Raw genomic sequence first — 15,126 nt, 5'->3', positions numbered from 1 at the left:
GATGCCCGCGGCCCGGACCCCGCCCCCCCTGGAGCCGCTTCCCGCCCGCCTGGAGACGCTGCTCGATGCCCTGACGGACCGCCACCTGGCGGACCGGCTGGAGCGCGTCTACCGGGCGGCGGCGCGGGCCATTGACCGGCTGGGCCACCTCAACATCGTCAAGTACGAGCCCACCAGCGTGGAGCCGGACGGCGCGGATCTCTCGCTCTGGGAGACGATGGCGCCCGCCATCGGCGAGACGCTCCTGGGCGTCAACCACCTCATCGCCGTCATCCGCGAGCAGTTCCCCGGGGAGGCGCGCGCGGCGGGCACCGGCCAGGGCTGGAGGCCCCCGCCCGCCAGCGCCGACGAGCGGCTCACCCAGGAAGTCGAAGCCCTGCTCCAGGCGAGCGCCGCGCGGCTGGCGCGCCGGGTGGCGGACCTGGGCGAGCGCGTCCGCCTGCCGGAGGTGGTGAGCAACCGGTGGGGGCTGATGACGGAGTTGCAGACCTTCCGCCTGGACTTCCGCTCGCGCATCGGGGACCTCGTCTACCTGACGGCGGCGGCCTTCGAGGACGTGCGCCGGGAAGAGGTGGTGCCCGGCCATACGCACCAGGTGAACGCGGCGGTGGCGCTGCGCGGGGCCACCATGGATCTGCGCCGCTCGCTGCAGGGCCGGCTCGAGCGCGCGGCGAAGACGCCCCCGGAGGGGCTGCCCGCCCTCGCGCGCCAGCTGGAGGACAGCCTGGGGGCGTTCTCGGCCATGCCCGCCTCGCTCACCCTGCGCACCCGGGACAAGCAGCGCGTGGTGGAACTGCGCGCCCAGCTCCGCGAGGCCGGGGGCCAGCCCCGCCTGGAGGACGGCGCCCTGGCCGGGTGGATTCACCCCCTGCTGGAGATGCTGGAGCAGGTGGCCGAGGCGCTCACCACCCAGCTGCTCACCGCGCATGACCGGGGCGTCTGGGCCGCCTGTGGGGCGCGCCTGGAGCAGGTCTCCATGCACCTGGCCCTGGGCTCACCGGGCGCCGAGCGCGTGCTCCTGGAGGCGATGGACCGGGCCGGGGCGCTCTCCGGCCGCTCGGCCACCTTCGACGCGTTCCTGCGCAAGCACCGCCGGGCCTCCGGCGATGGCCTGGAGGACGCGGCGCTGCGCGAGACGCTGGAGCTGTTCCGCGAGCGCCTCGCCGCACTGCCCTTTCATTGAACTACTTGGAGCCCTCGGGCTTGGTGCCTTCGGGCAGCGCGGGGGCCGCGGGCTTCGGGGGCAGCACGCGCAGCGCGTCGTAGCGCCGGGCCAGCGACTCCACCGTCAGCTCTTCCTGCCACTGCTTCGGGTTGGTGTTCCACTGGTAGTCGTCGGGGACCTTGCCGCCGCCCTGGCTCTTGTAGCCCATCATGTCCGGAAACTGCGGCGACCAGCGGCCCCCCGGATCCGGCTCCTTGGTGACCGGCTGCCGGCTGGGGATGACGAAAGGCTTGGGTTGATTGCTCATGGGCTTCTCTCCCTGCGAACGGATCTCCAGCCTCTCTAAATCCCCCGCGCCTGGGTAGCGGAAATTACCCGGCGACCCGCGCCGGGAGCGCCCTCCGCCGGGACTTCGGCCGCCGCCGGAAGACATGGTGCGAGGCAGGGGGCAGCACGCCTGGCCCCATGGAGAACACGGCCGCGAAGTAGCGCGCCTGGGCCTCGCTGCCGTAACGGTAGCGCCGCTCCCCGCCCCCCTTGAGCACCACGTCCACCGCCCACCCATCCCCGTCATGGAGGAGCGCCACCCGCTCGATGTCGACCATTCGCACCATCCCCTCCTTGGAGGGCTCCTCCATGGAAGAGGCGTGCCAAGCCGCGCACGGGCTTCCAGGGGCTTGGGGTGTGCGCCGGTGAGCACTGCGGTTCCCAGGGCGTAAGAATTGCCGATGCGCTCGCCTGGCCGCCTGCCCCCAGCCCAGGGGGAAGGAACATTGTTCAGCTTGTGAAGTGCGAATCCTGCGTTACGTCAAGGGCATGACTTCAATCCCAGATCTCATCGGCGAAGGGCGCTTCGCGGAATTCACCCTGTCCGAAGGTTGCCTGCTGTGTGGTGGTGAGGTGAGCATCCGGGCCACCCCCTCGGGCGCGCACAGCTACTGCCCCACGTGCCACTGGCTGTCCCGGCCGCGCATGAAGGTGCGCGGCGAGGGGCTCGAGCTGTCCTACTCCGCCGTGGCCAACGCGTAGTGCCCTTGGGGCCTCTCACCGCGCCAGCCAGAGCCAGAGCGGCGCGGTGGCGAAGCTCAAGGGAATGCCCAGCCCCACCATGAGCACGGCGATCTCCACATCCAGGTCGTGCTCGGAGGCGAGGATGGCGCCGCTGACCATGGGCGCCATGGCGCTCTGAAGCAGCGTGGCCTCGCGCACGACGGGCGCCATGCCCGGCACCCACCACATCCCCAGCATCACCAGGGCGGGCGCCAGCGCCAGCTTGTAGCCCAGCCCCAGCCCCAGGGCGCCCAGGCGGGAGCGGAGGCCCCGGAGCTGAAGCTGGAAGCCCACCGAGAAGAGCGTCAGCGGGGTGAGCGGGGCGCTGAGCCGCCCCAGCAGCGTCTCGACCCAGTCGGGAAACGCCCAGGGGCGCAGCACCAGCGCGAGCACGAGCGCCACGAAGGGCGGGAAGACCACCACCTTGCGCAGGAGCGTGGTGAGGTCCGGCGGCGTCTCGCCCGCGGCGGCGCGGGCGGCGACGAAGGTGGCCAGCGTGGCGAGCACGAGAAACGAGCCCAGCTGATCCACCACCACGGCCACGGAGAGCCCCTCCCGGCCCAGCAGCGCTTCGGCCATGGGCAGCCCCACGAAGGCGGTGTTGCCCAGGCCCGCGGTGAGCACCAGCGAGGCGATGGAGGTCCGCCCCAGCCCCAGGCGCGGCCCCACCGCATGGCAGAGCCCCCACGCGCCCAGGAAGAGGAGCCACGGGGTGAGGGCGGCCACCAGCAGCGAGGGCTGGAACTCCAGCCGGTGCACCGCGCCCAGCACCAGCGCGGGCAGGCTGATGAAGAGCACGAAGGCGTTGAGCACCGCGGCCGTCTGCGGTGGAAAGCGGCCACTGCGGCGGGCGAGCGCCCCGAGCACCAGGCACACGCCCAGCAGGGAGAGAACGGTCACCATGGCGCGGCCTCCGGGCGCCCGGGCGTCAGGGGATGGAGTCCGGACAGGGGGAGCACGGGCGCGTTGTGCTGCATCTGGCCCGGAACATCCAGTGCCATGTCACCCGGCCGCCCTTCCGGGCAGCAAAGCCCTGCCCGTGCGTGAGGCTTGAAGGTCCGGGAGGCGGCGGACCATGCTGCGCACCGCCATGGCCTCCCCCTCCCTTGCCGCCCGCGTCACCGCCCAGGTACGTGCCGCCGCGGGAGGCCTCCCCGCGACGTTCTGGTTCCTGTGGACGGGGACGCTGGTGAACCGCCTGGGCAGCTTCGTGACGCCCCTGCTGGCCATCTACCTGACGCGCGAGCGCGGCTTCTCCGCGGAGCAGGCGGGCCTCGTCGCCTCGCTGCAAGGCGCCGGCGCGGTGCTGTCCGGGCCCCTGGGCGGGGCCATCGCCGACCGGCTCGGGCGAAGGGCCGCGCTGGTGCTGAGCCTGTGGCTGGGCAGCGTGGGGATGCTGTTCCTGGGCTTCGCGGAGACGTTCCTGTGGATCCACCTCGCCGCCTTCACGCTGGGCGTCCTGGGCGAGATGTACCGGCCCGTGGTCTCCACCACCATCGCGGACGTGGTGCGCCCCGAGGACCGCGTGCGGGCCTATGGCCTGCTCTTCTGGGTGGTGAACATCGGGTTCGCCATCGCCCTGCCGCTGGCGGGGTGGGCCTCCCAGGCCGGCTTCCGCCTGCTGTTCATCGCGGATGCCGCCACCACCTTCGTGTACGGCTGCCTCGTCTGGTGGCGGGTGCCCGAGAGCGGTGCCCCGCGCGGCACGTCCGCCCGCGCGTTCCTGCCCTCGCTGCGTCCCATGCTGGCGCCCTTGAAGGACAAGGTCTTCCGGGGCTTTGCCCTCCCCACCTTCCTGGGGGCCTTCATCTTCTTCCAGAGCATGGTGTCGCTCTCGCTGGACCTGAAGGACCGGGGGTTCACCACGGCCCAGTTCGGCCTGGTGATGTCGGTCAACGGCACGCTCATCGTGCTGCTCCAGCCCTTCGTGAGCACGTGGGTGACCCGGTGGCGCCGCTCGGCGGTGCTGGCCGCCTCGGGGCTGCTCATCGGCGTGGGCTTCGGGCTGCACGCCCTGTCCGTCAACCTGCCCCTGGCCGCGCTCGCCGTGGCGGTGTGGACCCTGGGCGAGATTCTCCACGGCGCGGTGTCCCTCTCGGTGGTGGCGGACCTGGCGCCGCCCGAGCAGCGGGGCAGCTACCAGGGCGCCTATTACATGCTGTGGGGACTGGCCGGCTGCGCGGCCCCCGCGGTGGGCGGTTGGGTGCTGGACCACCTGGGGCGCAACGCCCTCTGGGGCGGCTGTCTGGTGTTGGGCCTGATCGTGGCGGGGTGGCACCTGGCCGTGGCCCAGGACCGGCGCCGCCACCTGGAAGCCCTGCGGTTGAAGTTCGAGGGCGTGAGCGCCCACGAGGATTGATCAGAAAGGAACGACAAACACCGTCAGGAGAGACAGGTACGCGGCGATGACGAAGAACATCGCGATGTAGTTAGGGTCGATGTCGTGTTCCAGGTAGCTGAAGTTCATGACGCCCTCTTTCAAAGCATTCACCCTGGTCTACGGCGTCCGCCTCAAACGATTGCCTGGGCCCGTCAGTGCAGCCCTTTCACCGCGCTCAGCAGGCCCCTGCGCGGAGAAGGGCCCGGCTGGAGCCGCGCCTCGCCTTCGGCGAGCGTGCGCAGCGTGGCCGCCAGCCACCGCACGCACTCCTGCCAGCCCAGCGCCCGGGGGGGACGGTCCAGAAAGAGATCCTTCGCGTGCGCGATTCCCGCCTCGAGCGAGCCGCCGGGCGGCAGCGGCAGTTCGAGATACAGGGACTCGGCGAAGTTCGCGTCGATGGGGGCGTGGATCCACACGGACCAGCGGTGCTCCGGCGGAGGGGACTCGATGACGTACAGCTCGGTGACGGCGTGCGGCCGGAAGCCCCGCTGGGTCAGCAGGAGCCCGGCCTCGGGGGGCACCACCAGCAGCAGGGCGGGCACCGGCAGGCGGGGCGTCCGCCAGGGCCGGGACAGGAGCTCGGGCTGGCGCATGAGCGCGGCGAGCGAAGGCGTCACCTGGTAGGCGTGGCGCCCGCCCAGGTCATGGGCCACGAGCTGCCAGTGACGCAGGGCATTCCAGGTGAACGCATCCAGCGCCTTCAGGTACAGCGCCGGGGGGAAGGTCCCCCGCCGCTGGAGGACGTGGGCAAGGCTCTGGCCACGCAGGGCGACGAACGCCGGATCCGCGGTGAGGGCGCCGAAGCGCGCGAAGCCGGTGCGCTGGACGATGGACTCGATGAGCAGGTAGGGCACGTGGCTCAGCACCCGCCGGCCCTTCTCCCAGGGCAGGCGCCCCTCGCTCAGGTCCTCCACCAGGGCGCTCACGCCCTGGGCCACGCCCAGGGCCTGGAAGTAGCGCCGGCCGATGTTCAGCACCTCCTCCTCGAAGAGGACGAAGCGTTCGAACATGGTGGTGTCGTCCAGCGGTTCATCCCGCGGGCCGGGCGGCGGAATCGGTCGTGTCACGTAGGGCCTCTGCCACCCTACTTAACGCGTTGGATGCCCGGACGTGAGAAGATTCCACCCGCCCGGCGGGCCGGCCGCGGGGGAAGGGGCCTACTTGCCGAAGAGGGCCTCGGGCTGCTTCAGGCCGCGCGCCTGGGCCATGGGCTGGAGGATGTCCGCCGGGGGCGCATCCGCTGTGAGCAGGAGCACGCGCACCGCGGTCTCCACCACATCCTCCGCACCGGGGCGCACCATGCCGCGCCGCGCGTCCTCCACCCGCTTCTGCCGGTAGACATCGAAGCGCTCGCGCACCCGTTTGGACAGGTCCTCCATGGCCTTGTCCCCTACCTCCACGCGCAGCTCCAGCTCGTCGCGCAGCTGCACGGGGTCCGCCAGCACGCCATAGCGGTCGTAGCCCTTGTGGGCCAGGTCCTCGTGCACCACGTCGTAGTCCTGCGTCACGGGGGCCTGCACCGCCTGGGGCGCCGTCAAGTCTCTCAGCACCGAGGTGACGGTGGCCTTCACCGTCAGCCGGTGCAGCTCCACGTCGTAGGTGAAGTCCGAGTACATCGGCTCCTCCACGGTGATGGGCTCGCGGAAGACGGTGTCCCGGCCGCGCTGCACCTCGCGCCGCTGGGTCTCCGACTTCTCCAGCGCCACCTGCACCCCCACCTCTAGCGCCTTCACAGCGGTGGTGCTTTGCGCGAGCAGCGACTCCTCCTGCCGGCACGCGCCGCTCGCGCACTCCGCCGGGTTGCACTCGCTGGGCACCTGGCCCGGCTTGTCCAGCTCGCTGGCCGCCTTGCCACAGTCCTGGATGACCTCCAGGCACTTCTGGCGCTCGCGCTCGCGGCAGCGCTCGGCCGCCATGCGCAGGGTGGTCAGCTCCGCCTGGTGGCGCAGGTACTCGCGCAGCACCCCGGACTGCTTGCGCTCCACCTCCTCCAGCGTCCGCTCCGTCTGCAGCAGCTTCTCCTCGAACTGCTTGCGGCGCGGGTTGGGCACGGAGCGGTTGCCGGCCAGGTACCGGTGGCTGCGCTGGGACTGCTCCACCGCCTTGAGCGGCAGCACGCGCTCCAGCACCACGTCCAGCTTCACGCCCACCCGGGACTCGGGCACCTCCGTCACCACGCGGATGGGCACCTGCTTGGGCAGCATCGCCGCCAGGCGCCCGCCGGCCAGGCGCTGCGCCACGTCCGGCGACTCCGCCTTGTCCACCACCTGGGGCGTCACCACCAGGTAGGCCACCTCGTCGCGCAGCCGCTGGCGCACGCCTTCCGCGCGCTCCCGGGCCGCCGTGGCCCCCACCCGCTCCTGGTCCGCGCGCAGGTACGCCAGCAGCGCGTTGCCCAGCTTGCCGTCCTCCTCCAGTTGCTGCGCCGTCTTGAACCAGCGCTTGGCCCACGCCACCTGCACCGCGTCCACGCCCTTGCGCGCCACGGGGTGCTCCGGCGACACGGCGAGCACCGCGTCGAACTCGGCGCGGGCCTCCTGCAGCCGGTCCTCCTGGAGCGCCTTCTGCGCCACCGCCACGCGCGCCTCCAGCGTCTGGGTGAGCAGCTTCCGGGCCGACTCGTTCTCCGGATCCAGCTCCAGCGCGCGCACCAGGTGGGACTGGGCCAGGGGCAGGTTGCCGCTGGCATGCGCCCGCCCGGCCTCCTCGAACACCTCCTGGCTCCAGCCCTTGCGCATGGCGCGCAGCTTCACCGTCACCTCGGAGGAGCCCGGGTCCGCCGCGAGCGCGCGCTGGTAGGCCGCCTCGGCCTCCGTCCACTTGCGCTGGGAGGTCTTCTCGTCGCCCTCCCTCACGGCGCGGCTATAGGCGGTGCAGCCGCTCATGAAGAGCAGGGCACACAGGGCCAGGGCGGCAAGAGCGCGGGGCGGAGCAGGAACCATCGGGCGGAGTCGAACGGGCGCGGACACGGGCCGCATCTTCTGGGAAAGTGCCTCCCGGGTGAAGGATTGTCCGCGCCGCGGCCGCATGTCCCAGCAGGTAGGCATAGACAGCGGCTGCCTGGCAGTGCGAAGAATCCTCCCCTGGAGGTTCGGCGCCCCAGAGGCAACCCGTCCCTGTCCCCACAGGGCGGCCCCCGCCTGGAGCGCCGGCCGGAGCGCGATGCTGTTCCCCTCACCTTGCGCTCTCATCCATCGGAGAACCGCATGACCCTGCGCATCCGCATGTACTCGGACATCATTTGCCCGTTCTGCTTCATCGCCGAGCAGAGCACCCTCTTGCGGCTGCGCCGGGAGTACGCGGTGGAAGTCGAATGGCGGGGCTTCGAGCTGCACCCGGAGACGCCCCCCGGCGGCACGACGATGGAGCGGCTGTTCCCGGGCCGCTCCCGCGCCATGCGCGCCCAGGTGGAGGGCTTCGCCGAGGGCTTCGGCCTCAAGAACATGCAGGTGCCCGAGCGGGTCAACAACACGCGCCGGGTGCTCGCCGTGACCGAGTGGGCGCGCGACCGGGGCCTGCTGGAGCCCTTTCACCAGGTGGCCACCGAGGCCTACTGGCGGCGGAACGCGGACCTGGAGGACCCGGAGTCCGTGGCCCAGCTAGCCGCCCAGGCGGGCCTGCCGCCCGACGAGTCCCGCACGGTGATGGACTCGCCGGCCTTCCTGGCCCGCGTGGATGCCGTGCGCGCGGAGGCCGCCGCCACGGGCGTGAAGAGCATCCCCACCTTCTTCATCGGGGAAGCCCGGGTGGTGGGCTGCCAGCCGTACGAGGTGCTGGCAGCGGCCGTCCTGCGGGCAGGCGCGACGCCCCGGGTGTGAGCCAGCGGCAGGACCGCCCCACCGTCATTACATGAAGCAGGCTGCGCGGTGGCCTCGGCCGGCAGGGCTTCCTGCCTGGGAATGAGGTCCCCCCACAGCCTGTAGTCGGTACTCAACGGGGCGACCCCTTACCTCCTGGATTGACGCCACATGCCCTGCGCTCAACCGCGGCCCACCGCTTTTCACCAGTCCCTCCATTCGGATCGAATCGAGGAGCACCGCAACGTCTACTGCCGCCATTACAGCGGCTGTGTGGACGTGGCCGTGCGCAAGGATTGGGAGAGTTTCACCTGCACCCGCTGCCCGCTCATGCAGGCCGACAAGGCCCCCGGCGCGGATGCCTACGCCTTCAACCAACCGTCGGATACTGGACGGCCCTGAGCCTGCCGGCAGGCCGCCGCGCCCACCCCGCCCTTGAGGACAATGTTCCGGGCGTTGCCTGTGTGCTGCATTACGTTCGCCCCGTTCTCCGGAGCAGGGTCCGTTGTAGTCACACGTAGGCACGCCCAGTATGAGCATGAGTGGCCCATCGGGGGGGCCTGGAGGGAGGCGGGATGCTGCGCCAATTGCTGCTGTCCGAACTCGATGTGGAAGCACTGAAGGCCGAGCGGGGCTGGGCCGAGCTGGCCGCCCGGTTTCCGGCCGTCGCCATCCAGGCGCTGGCCTCGGGCGAAGGCGCCCAGGTGCTGCGCCTGGAGGTGGAGGAGTGGCGGGCCCCGGGGTTTGACCCCTTCACGTGGGATCCGCGGGTCTTCACCGCCGCGGGCACGGAGCGGATGGCCCTGCACCTGGTGAGCACGGAGGATGCGGGGCTCGCGCGGAGCGCGCTGGAGATCCTCACCCGCTACCAGGGGCTCGTCGGCCAGCGCAACGCGGACTCCGCCGGCTCGCTGTTCGACCACCTGCTGGAGCGGCACCGCGCCCAGTACGCGCTGGACCAGCCTCAGGCGTGCGCCCGCTACCAGCACGCGCTGGACACCTGGCAGTGGGTGCTATGGCTGGAGCCCCAGGCGGACCTGGCCACCCAGCTGGCGGCCCTCTTTCATGACCTCGACGTGCCGTCGCCGGGCGCCGGGGAGCAGACGCACGCGCTGCTAACGGAGGCCGGGGTGGACGCGGCCACGTGCGAGGCCGTCCGGGAGCTGCTGAGCGCCCCGGAGTCCTCCCCGCACGGCCGGCGGCAGGCGTTGCTCGAAGAGGCCGATGGCCTGTCGTTCCTCTCGCTCAGCACCGAGGGGTTCCGGCAGCACTTCGGCCCCGCGCACCGGTGCTGGCGGGGAGCGCCGAAGTGGCTTCCCGGCACCCGGTACCCACTCCCGTTCGCGTCATGAAAGAGCACCGGGTCAAGAACTGGACGGAACTGCAAGAGGCCCTGTTCGCCGAGTCGTGGAACGAGTCCATCGGGCGCTTCCGGTCCCGCTTCGCCTTCCGGGGCGTGCCGGACGAGAACCACGACCTGTCCACCTCGCTCAACCGGGACCAGGGCTCCTTCTCGGACCACGAGCGGGGCCTGCTGCGCGCCTTCCGCAAGTACGCGCGCGGCCACTTCGCCCCGTCGTGTGAGACCGTCTGGGACTGGCTGGCCCTGGCCCAGCACCATGGGCTGCCGACCCGGCTGCTGGACTGGACGTTCAGCCCCTACGTCGCGCTCCACTTCATCACGGAGAACCCTGACTTCCACAAGGTGGATGGGGCCATGTGGTGCGTGGACTACCACGAGACGAACCGGCTGCTGCCCGAGCCGCTCCAGGCGCAGCTGCGCACCGAGGGCGCGGACGTCTTCACCGCCGATATGCTCGCGGAAGGCGCGGGAGACCTGGCCTCCTTCGACCGGCTGGCCCAGCACCCCTTCGTGCTCTTCCTTGAGCCGCCCTCGCTGGATGAGCGCATCGTGAACCAGTTCGCGCTCTTCTCGGTGATGAACGGCCCGCAGCTGCGCCTGGACACGTTCCTGGAGAAGCAGGAGCGCGGCGTGCGCCGGCTCATCATCCCTGCCTCCCTCAAGTGGGAAGTGCGGGACAAGCTGGATCAGATCAACGTCACCGAGCGCGTGCTCATGCCGGGCCTGGATGGGCTGTGCCGCTGGCTGCGGCGCTACTACAGCCCCCGGCCCCGCTAGGCGCCCGCGCTCCCCGGGAAGCTCTTCCCGGGGAGACTCCCCGGGGACTTACACCGGGACGGTGTGGTCCCGGTACGGCTCATCCGTGAGGCTGACGTTGGACTTCTGCGCCTCCTGGCGTGCCCACTCGGTGCGCATCTGCATGTCCTTCTCCGACTCCCGCGCCGCGGCACCAAAGAGGATGGTGGCCAGCAGGACGGCCATGAGAATGAGGAAGCTGAAGACCACCAAACCCATGATGATCATGCCGTGACCTCCGTTCGAGAGAGGAGGATCTCCGCGATCCCCGTCCTCCCCAACATGGTCATCCCCGGGCAGGACGGCGCCTGCCCCTCGGATGCTCCCTTGCCTGCCCCTTGGCCGGGCGCGCGCCGCGCTCAGGCGGGCGGGGCCGCCCGGGGCAGGGACATCGAGAAGCAGGTGCCCTCCGCGGCGGTGGACGTCACGCGCAGGGTGCCCGCGTGGGCCCGGACGATTTCGTGGGTGATGTAGAGCCCCAGCCCCAGCCCCGTGCGCGCCTTGCTCGCCCCCTCGGTGCCGCGGACGAACGGATCAAACACGTACGGCAGCCGCTCCTCCGGGATGGGCGCTCCCTCGTTGTGGACCTCCACCCGGATGCCCTCCCCCTCGTCCCGCACGGCCACCGACACCGGGGTGTTCTCCGGGGAGTACTGCACCGCGTTGCCCACCAGGTTGGAGGCCGCCTGGGCGATGCTGTCCGCGTCCCACTCGCCCCATCCGTTGCCCGACAGGCTCAGCTCGAAGTTCCGCTGCGCGTGCGCCACCTCCAGTTCCTCCACCACCTGCCGCAGCACGTCGTGCAGGTTCACCCGCGCGCGCGTCACCGGGTAGCCCCCGCCCAGCCGCGCCCGGGTGAAGTCCAGCACGTCGTTGATCATCCGCGCCATGCGCTCGGCGGAGATGGAGATGCGGTTGACGGCCTTGCGCTGCGGCTCGGCCAGCCCCCCGTAGCGCAGGAGCAGGTCCGCGTTGCCGGAGATGGCCTGCAGGGGGTTGCGCAAGTCGTGGCCGAGGATGGCCAGGAACTGCTCGCGGAAGAGCGCCGTCTGGCGCTGGGCCTCCTCGCGCTTGAGCCCCTCCTCCACGCGCTTGCGCTCGATGGCATAGCGCAGCGCGCGCACCAGGAGCGGCCCCGTCACCTGGCCCTTCACCAGGTAGTCCTGAGCACCCTGGTGGACGGCCTGCACCGCCAGCCGCTCGTCGTCCGTGCCGGTGAGCACCACCAGCGGCACCGAGGGGCCTGCCTGGAGCAGGCGCGAGATGTTGCCCAGCCCGTGCCCATCCGGCAGGGACAAGTCCAGCAGCACCACGTCCGGCGACTGCTCAATGAGGGCCTTCTCGGCCTGGACCATCCGCTCCACGTGCAGCACCTTGAAGCGCGCGGCGTCCACCTCCCTGAGCTCTTCCTGAATGAGGCGCGCATCGCCGGCGTTGTCCTCCACCAGCAGCAGCCGCATCGGACGTTCCTCGCCGCTCATCGCCATCAGACCTTCGAGGGCAGCCGCACCACCGACAGCCAGAAATCATCGATGGACCGGACGACGGAGATGAACTGCTCCAGGTCCACCGGCTTGTTGATGTAGCAGTTGGCGTGCAAGTCGTAGGTGTGCAGGATGTCCTCCTCCGCCTTGGAGGTGGTGAGCACCACCACGGGGATGCGCCGCAGCACCGAGTCCTTCTTGATTTCCTCCAGCACCTCGCGCCCGTCCTTCTTGGGCAGGTTCAGGTCCAGGAGGATGAGGTCCGGGCGCGAGGCCTTCTCGTGGGGCCCCTCGCGCCGCAGGAACGCGAGCGCCTCCACCCCGTCGCGCGCCACGGAGAGGTTGTTGCGCACCTTGCCCTCCTTGAGGGCCTCGATGGTCAGCCGCACGTCTCCGGGGTTGTCCTCCACCAGGAGAATCTCGATGGGCCTGCCGGTGTCTTCGCTCGTCATGACGGGGAACCCTGGGAAGAGGGGGGCGCTGCCGGAAGGGTAAACCAGAACGTGGAGCCCTCGCCGGGCCGCGACTCCACGCCGATGCGTCCTCCGTGACGTTCGACGATCTTCTTGCAGATGGCCAGCCCGATGCCCGTGCCCGGGTACTCCTCACGGCCATGCAAGCGCTGGAAGATGATGAAGATGCGCTCGAAGTACTGCGCATCGATGCCCAGCCCGTTGTCCTTCACCGTGAAGCGCCAGCCCTCGGGGCCCTGCGGCTCGGCGCGCACCACCACCCGGGGCGGGGTGGGGCCGTGGAACTTCAGCGCGTTGCCCACCAGGTTCTGGAAGAGCTGCACGAGCTGGGACTCGTCCGCGAGCACCGTGGGCAGGCGGCCCTCCACCTCCACCGCGCCGCCCGTCTCCTGGAGCATGGCCCGGAGGTTCTCCTGGGCGCGCTCCAGCGGCTGGAGCATCTCGCACGGCTTGAACTCCCGGCCCCGGGTGCCCACGCGCGAGTACGCCAGCAGGTCCTGGATGAGCCGCTGCATGCGGTTCACCCCGTCCACCGCGTAGCGGATGAACTCGTCCGCGTCCGCGTCCAGCTTGCCCCGGTAGCGCCGGCCCAGGAGCTGGGTGTAGCTGGCCACCATGCGCAGGGGCTCCTGCAGGTCATGCGAGGCCACGTAGGCGAACTGCTGCAGCTCCTCGTTGGAGCGCGCCAGCTCCTGGGCGTGCAGCCGCAGCGCCTCCTCCGCGCGGCGGCGCTCCACGCCCTGGGTGATGATCTCCGCCACCGCGGCGAGCACGTCCACGATGTCCCGGCTGAGCGGCTGGGTGCTGGACAGGGCCAGCACGCCGATGAGCTGCTCGCCCAGCACCAGCGGATAGCCGGCGAAGGACACCTTCTCCTGGGGCAGGCTCAGCCCGGCGAGCTCCAGGCTGGAGGCGTGCCGCACATCGTGCACCACCCAGGGCTTGCGCGACTGGGCGATGCGCCCGATGGGCGTGTGGCCCAGCGCCAGCGGCGCGGGCTCTTCCTGGGCGGCTCCCTGCCCCGCGCTGACCCGCGGGTGGAGCAGCTGATCCTCCCGGTCCTGCAGCCACACCCGGGCCCGGGCCACCCCCAGGTGCCGCACCAGCGCCTCACAGGCGCTCTGGAGCACCTGCAGCGAGGAGCCGGGCTGCGCGAGCGCCGCGCTGATATCGGCGCGCAGGGCCTCGTGGCGCCGGGCGGCGGCCTCGGCCTCGTGGCGCCGGGCGGCGGCCTCGGCCTCGCGCTGGGCCTCCAGGTCCGTGTGGGTGCCGATCCACTCGCGGATGGTCCCATCGGGTTTGAGCACGGGCACCGCGCGCGCGAGCGTCGGGCTGTAGCGCCCATCCGGCCTGCGGATGAGGTACTCCACCTCGTAGATGCGCCGCTGCGTCATGCACTCGCGCCAGACCACGCCGATGCGCTCGCGGTCGTCCGGGTGCACCGCGTTGAGCCAGCCGCTGCCCCGCCACTCCTCGTACGTCTGTCCGGTGAGGGCGCGCCAGGAGACGGAGTCCTCCATCACGGTGCCATCCGGGGCCGTCACCCACACGGCCTGGGCGGTGGCGGCGATGAGCGAGCGGAAGCGCTGCTGGGCGAGGAGCGCCTCCTCGTAGAACTGGACGTTGTCCACCGCCAGGGCGGCACGGGCGGCAAGCTGGCCGGCCAGGGCCAGGTCCTCGAAGGTGAAGAGGCGGTGGGACTCGGCGTTGACGAGCACCATGGCGCCCAGCGTGCGGCCCCGGGCGGTGAGCGGCACCGACATGGCCGAGCGCAGGCCCAGCTCCCGGAGCAGGCGCAGGTGCTCGGCGTCGCGGGCGCCCGCCACCAGCATCTCGTCGGTGACTTCCGGGGCGAACTCCGGGATGCCCGTGCGGGCCACGTGGATGGCGCCCTGGGTGTCCTGCGGCGAGTTGGGATAGCGCCGCCGCATCTCCTGGGCGAGGCGCACCTTGGCGGGGTCCACGTGGGCGACGCTGACCTGGCGCAGGGTGCCATCGGGCTGGGACAGCTCGATGGAGCACCAGTCCGCCAGGCGCGGCACCACGAGTTGGGCCAGCGCCTCCAGCGTCACCTCGTGGTCCAGCGCGGAGGAGAGCAGCGAGCTGGCCTCGGCCAGGAAGCGCATCGACTCCGTGGCGCGCTTCTGGTCGTCGATGTCCGTGCAGGTGCCGAACCACCGGAGGATGCGCCCGGTGCCATCCCGCACCGGGGAGGCCCGGCCCAGGAACCAGCGGTAGACGCCATCGCGGCGGCGGCACCGGTACTCCACCTCGTACGTCTCGCCGGTGCGCAGCGAGTGCTGCCAGCGCCGGAGCGCCTCCGGCAAGTCGTCCGGATGGAAGGGCCCTTGCCAGCCCTCGCCATGGGACTCGCCGGGCGTCAGGCCGGTGTAGCCGTACCAGCGCTGGTTGTAGAAGTCGAAGTACCCGTCCGGCCGGGTGGTCCACACCATCTGGGGAATGGTCTCGGCCAGCAGCCGGAACGTCTCGCTCGCGGCGCCCTCCCCCATCAGCTCCCCGGGGGGGAGAGCGGAAACGTCCATCTCTGGCAGGCGCGGTTCGGTGGCTTTCATGGCGGGCCCTGGACGCTAACAGTGTGGTCCAGGCCCTCTGTTTCTC

The 15,126-nt window shown here is 71.2% G+C and carries 17 protein-coding genes; 7 read left to right on the top strand and 10 right to left on the bottom strand.

Annotated features, from left to right (window positions below; all coding sequences use genetic code 11):
- The first annotated feature begins 1 nt into the window (after position 1).
- Entirely contained in the window at positions 2-1,183 is a 1,182-nt protein-coding gene (locus KY661_RS01095; RefSeq protein ID WP_225408403.1) for a hypothetical protein, read from the top strand.
- A gap of 1 nt (position 1,184) precedes the next feature.
- Here the strand turns inward: KY661_RS01095 and KY661_RS01090 are convergent, their stop codons facing one another.
- Together KY661_RS01090 and KY661_RS01085 are read right to left on the bottom strand one after the other, a co-directional pair.
- A complete protein-coding gene (locus KY661_RS01090) occupies positions 1,185-1,472 on the bottom strand; it encodes a hypothetical protein (RefSeq protein ID WP_075009853.1) in 288 nt (95 codons plus the stop codon).
- A gap of 64 nt (positions 1,473-1,536) precedes the next feature.
- A complete protein-coding gene (locus KY661_RS01085; RefSeq protein ID WP_143101604.1) occupies positions 1,537-1,779 on the bottom strand; it encodes a hypothetical protein in 243 nt (80 codons plus the stop codon).
- A gap of 202 nt (positions 1,780-1,981) precedes the next feature.
- On the opposite strand from KY661_RS01085, the gene KY661_RS01080 reads away from it, so the two are divergent.
- Positions 1,982-2,194, top strand: coding sequence for a hypothetical protein (locus tag KY661_RS01080; protein WP_075009851.1), 213 nt, complete (start codon positions 1,982-1,984; stop codon positions 2,192-2,194).
- Between the two features lie 15 nt (positions 2,195-2,209).
- Here KY661_RS01080 and KY661_RS01075 read toward each other — a convergent pair whose 3' ends face one another.
- The gene (locus KY661_RS01075; RefSeq protein WP_225408402.1) at positions 2,210-3,118 is read right to left on the bottom strand and encodes an AEC family transporter; all 909 of its coding nucleotides are present in this window, start codon (positions 3,116-3,118) and stop codon (positions 2,210-2,212) included.
- A 172-nt stretch (positions 3,119-3,290) separates the two neighbouring features.
- Here KY661_RS01075 and KY661_RS01070 point away from each other — a divergent pair, with 172 nt between their 5' ends.
- The gene (locus tag KY661_RS01070) at positions 3,291-4,574 is read left to right on the top strand and encodes an MDR family MFS transporter (protein ID WP_225408401.1); all 1,284 of its coding nucleotides are present in this window, start codon (positions 3,291-3,293) and stop codon (positions 4,572-4,574) included.
- On the opposite strand, the gene KY661_RS37140 is transcribed toward KY661_RS01070, so the two are convergent.
- From KY661_RS37140 to traC, 3 genes are all read right to left on the bottom strand, one after another.
- Positions 4,575-4,706, bottom strand: a complete 132-nt coding sequence (locus KY661_RS37140; RefSeq protein WP_263436604.1) for a hypothetical protein — start codon at positions 4,704-4,706, stop codon at positions 4,575-4,577.
- Between the two features lie 41 nt (positions 4,707-4,747).
- Positions 4,748-5,662, bottom strand: coding sequence for a hypothetical protein (locus tag KY661_RS01065; RefSeq protein ID WP_225408400.1), 915 nt, complete (start codon positions 5,660-5,662; stop codon positions 4,748-4,750).
- 90 nt (positions 5,663-5,752) lie between these two features.
- Positions 5,753-7,573, bottom strand: coding sequence for an outer membrane exchange accessory lipoprotein TraC (traC, locus tag KY661_RS01060; RefSeq protein WP_225408399.1), 1,821 nt, complete (start codon positions 7,571-7,573; stop codon positions 5,753-5,755).
- Positions 7,574-7,801: 228 nt separating this feature from the next.
- Between traC and KY661_RS01055 the strand changes: the two genes are divergently transcribed.
- The 4 genes from KY661_RS01055 to KY661_RS01040 all read left to right on the top strand — a co-directional run bounded on the left by KY661_RS01055 (position 7,802) and on the right by KY661_RS01040 (position 10,532).
- Positions 7,802-8,413 (top strand): DsbA family oxidoreductase, encoded by a 612-nt coding sequence (locus KY661_RS01055; RefSeq protein ID WP_225408398.1) that lies wholly within the window; start codon positions 7,802-7,804, stop codon positions 8,411-8,413.
- Between the two features lie 150 nt (positions 8,414-8,563).
- Entirely contained in the window at positions 8,564-8,794 is a 231-nt protein-coding gene (locus KY661_RS01050; RefSeq protein WP_075009848.1) for a hypothetical protein, read from the top strand.
- Positions 8,795-8,967: 173 nt separating this feature from the next.
- Positions 8,968-9,744, top strand: a complete 777-nt coding sequence (locus KY661_RS01045) for a DUF4202 domain-containing protein (protein WP_225408397.1) — start codon at positions 8,968-8,970, stop codon at positions 9,742-9,744.
- Positions 9,741-10,532, top strand: coding sequence for an FRG domain-containing protein (locus tag KY661_RS01040; RefSeq protein ID WP_225408396.1), 792 nt, complete (start codon positions 9,741-9,743; stop codon positions 10,530-10,532). The genes KY661_RS01045 and KY661_RS01040 overlap by 4 nt, the downstream gene beginning before the upstream one ends.
- Before the next feature lie 48 nt (positions 10,533-10,580).
- Here the strand turns inward: KY661_RS01040 and KY661_RS01035 are convergent, their stop codons facing one another.
- From KY661_RS01035 to KY661_RS01020, 4 genes are all read right to left on the bottom strand, one after another.
- A complete protein-coding gene (locus tag KY661_RS01035; RefSeq protein ID WP_225408395.1) occupies positions 10,581-10,778 on the bottom strand; it encodes a hypothetical protein in 198 nt (65 codons plus the stop codon).
- A gap of 131 nt (positions 10,779-10,909) precedes the next feature.
- Complete coding sequence (locus KY661_RS01030; RefSeq protein WP_225408394.1) at positions 10,910-12,031, bottom strand: hybrid sensor histidine kinase/response regulator; 1,122 nt, start codon at positions 12,029-12,031, stop codon at positions 10,910-10,912.
- Positions 12,032-12,036: 5 nt separating this feature from the next.
- The gene (locus KY661_RS01025) at positions 12,037-12,486 is read right to left on the bottom strand and encodes a response regulator (RefSeq protein ID WP_225408393.1); all 450 of its coding nucleotides are present in this window, start codon (positions 12,484-12,486) and stop codon (positions 12,037-12,039) included.
- Entirely contained in the window at positions 12,483-15,080 is a 2,598-nt protein-coding gene (locus tag KY661_RS01020) for a PAS domain-containing protein (RefSeq protein ID WP_225408392.1), read from the bottom strand. The genes KY661_RS01025 and KY661_RS01020 overlap by 4 nt, the downstream gene beginning before the upstream one ends.
- Positions 15,081-15,126 lie beyond the last annotated feature (46 nt).

The sequence above is a fragment of the Allostigmatella hybrida genome (genome assembly GCF_020103775.1).
Lineage (GTDB): Bacteria > Myxococcota > Myxococcia > Myxococcales > Myxococcaceae > Hyalangium > Hyalangium aurantiaca.
This window is presented reverse-complemented; position numbering and strand designations above follow the sequence as displayed.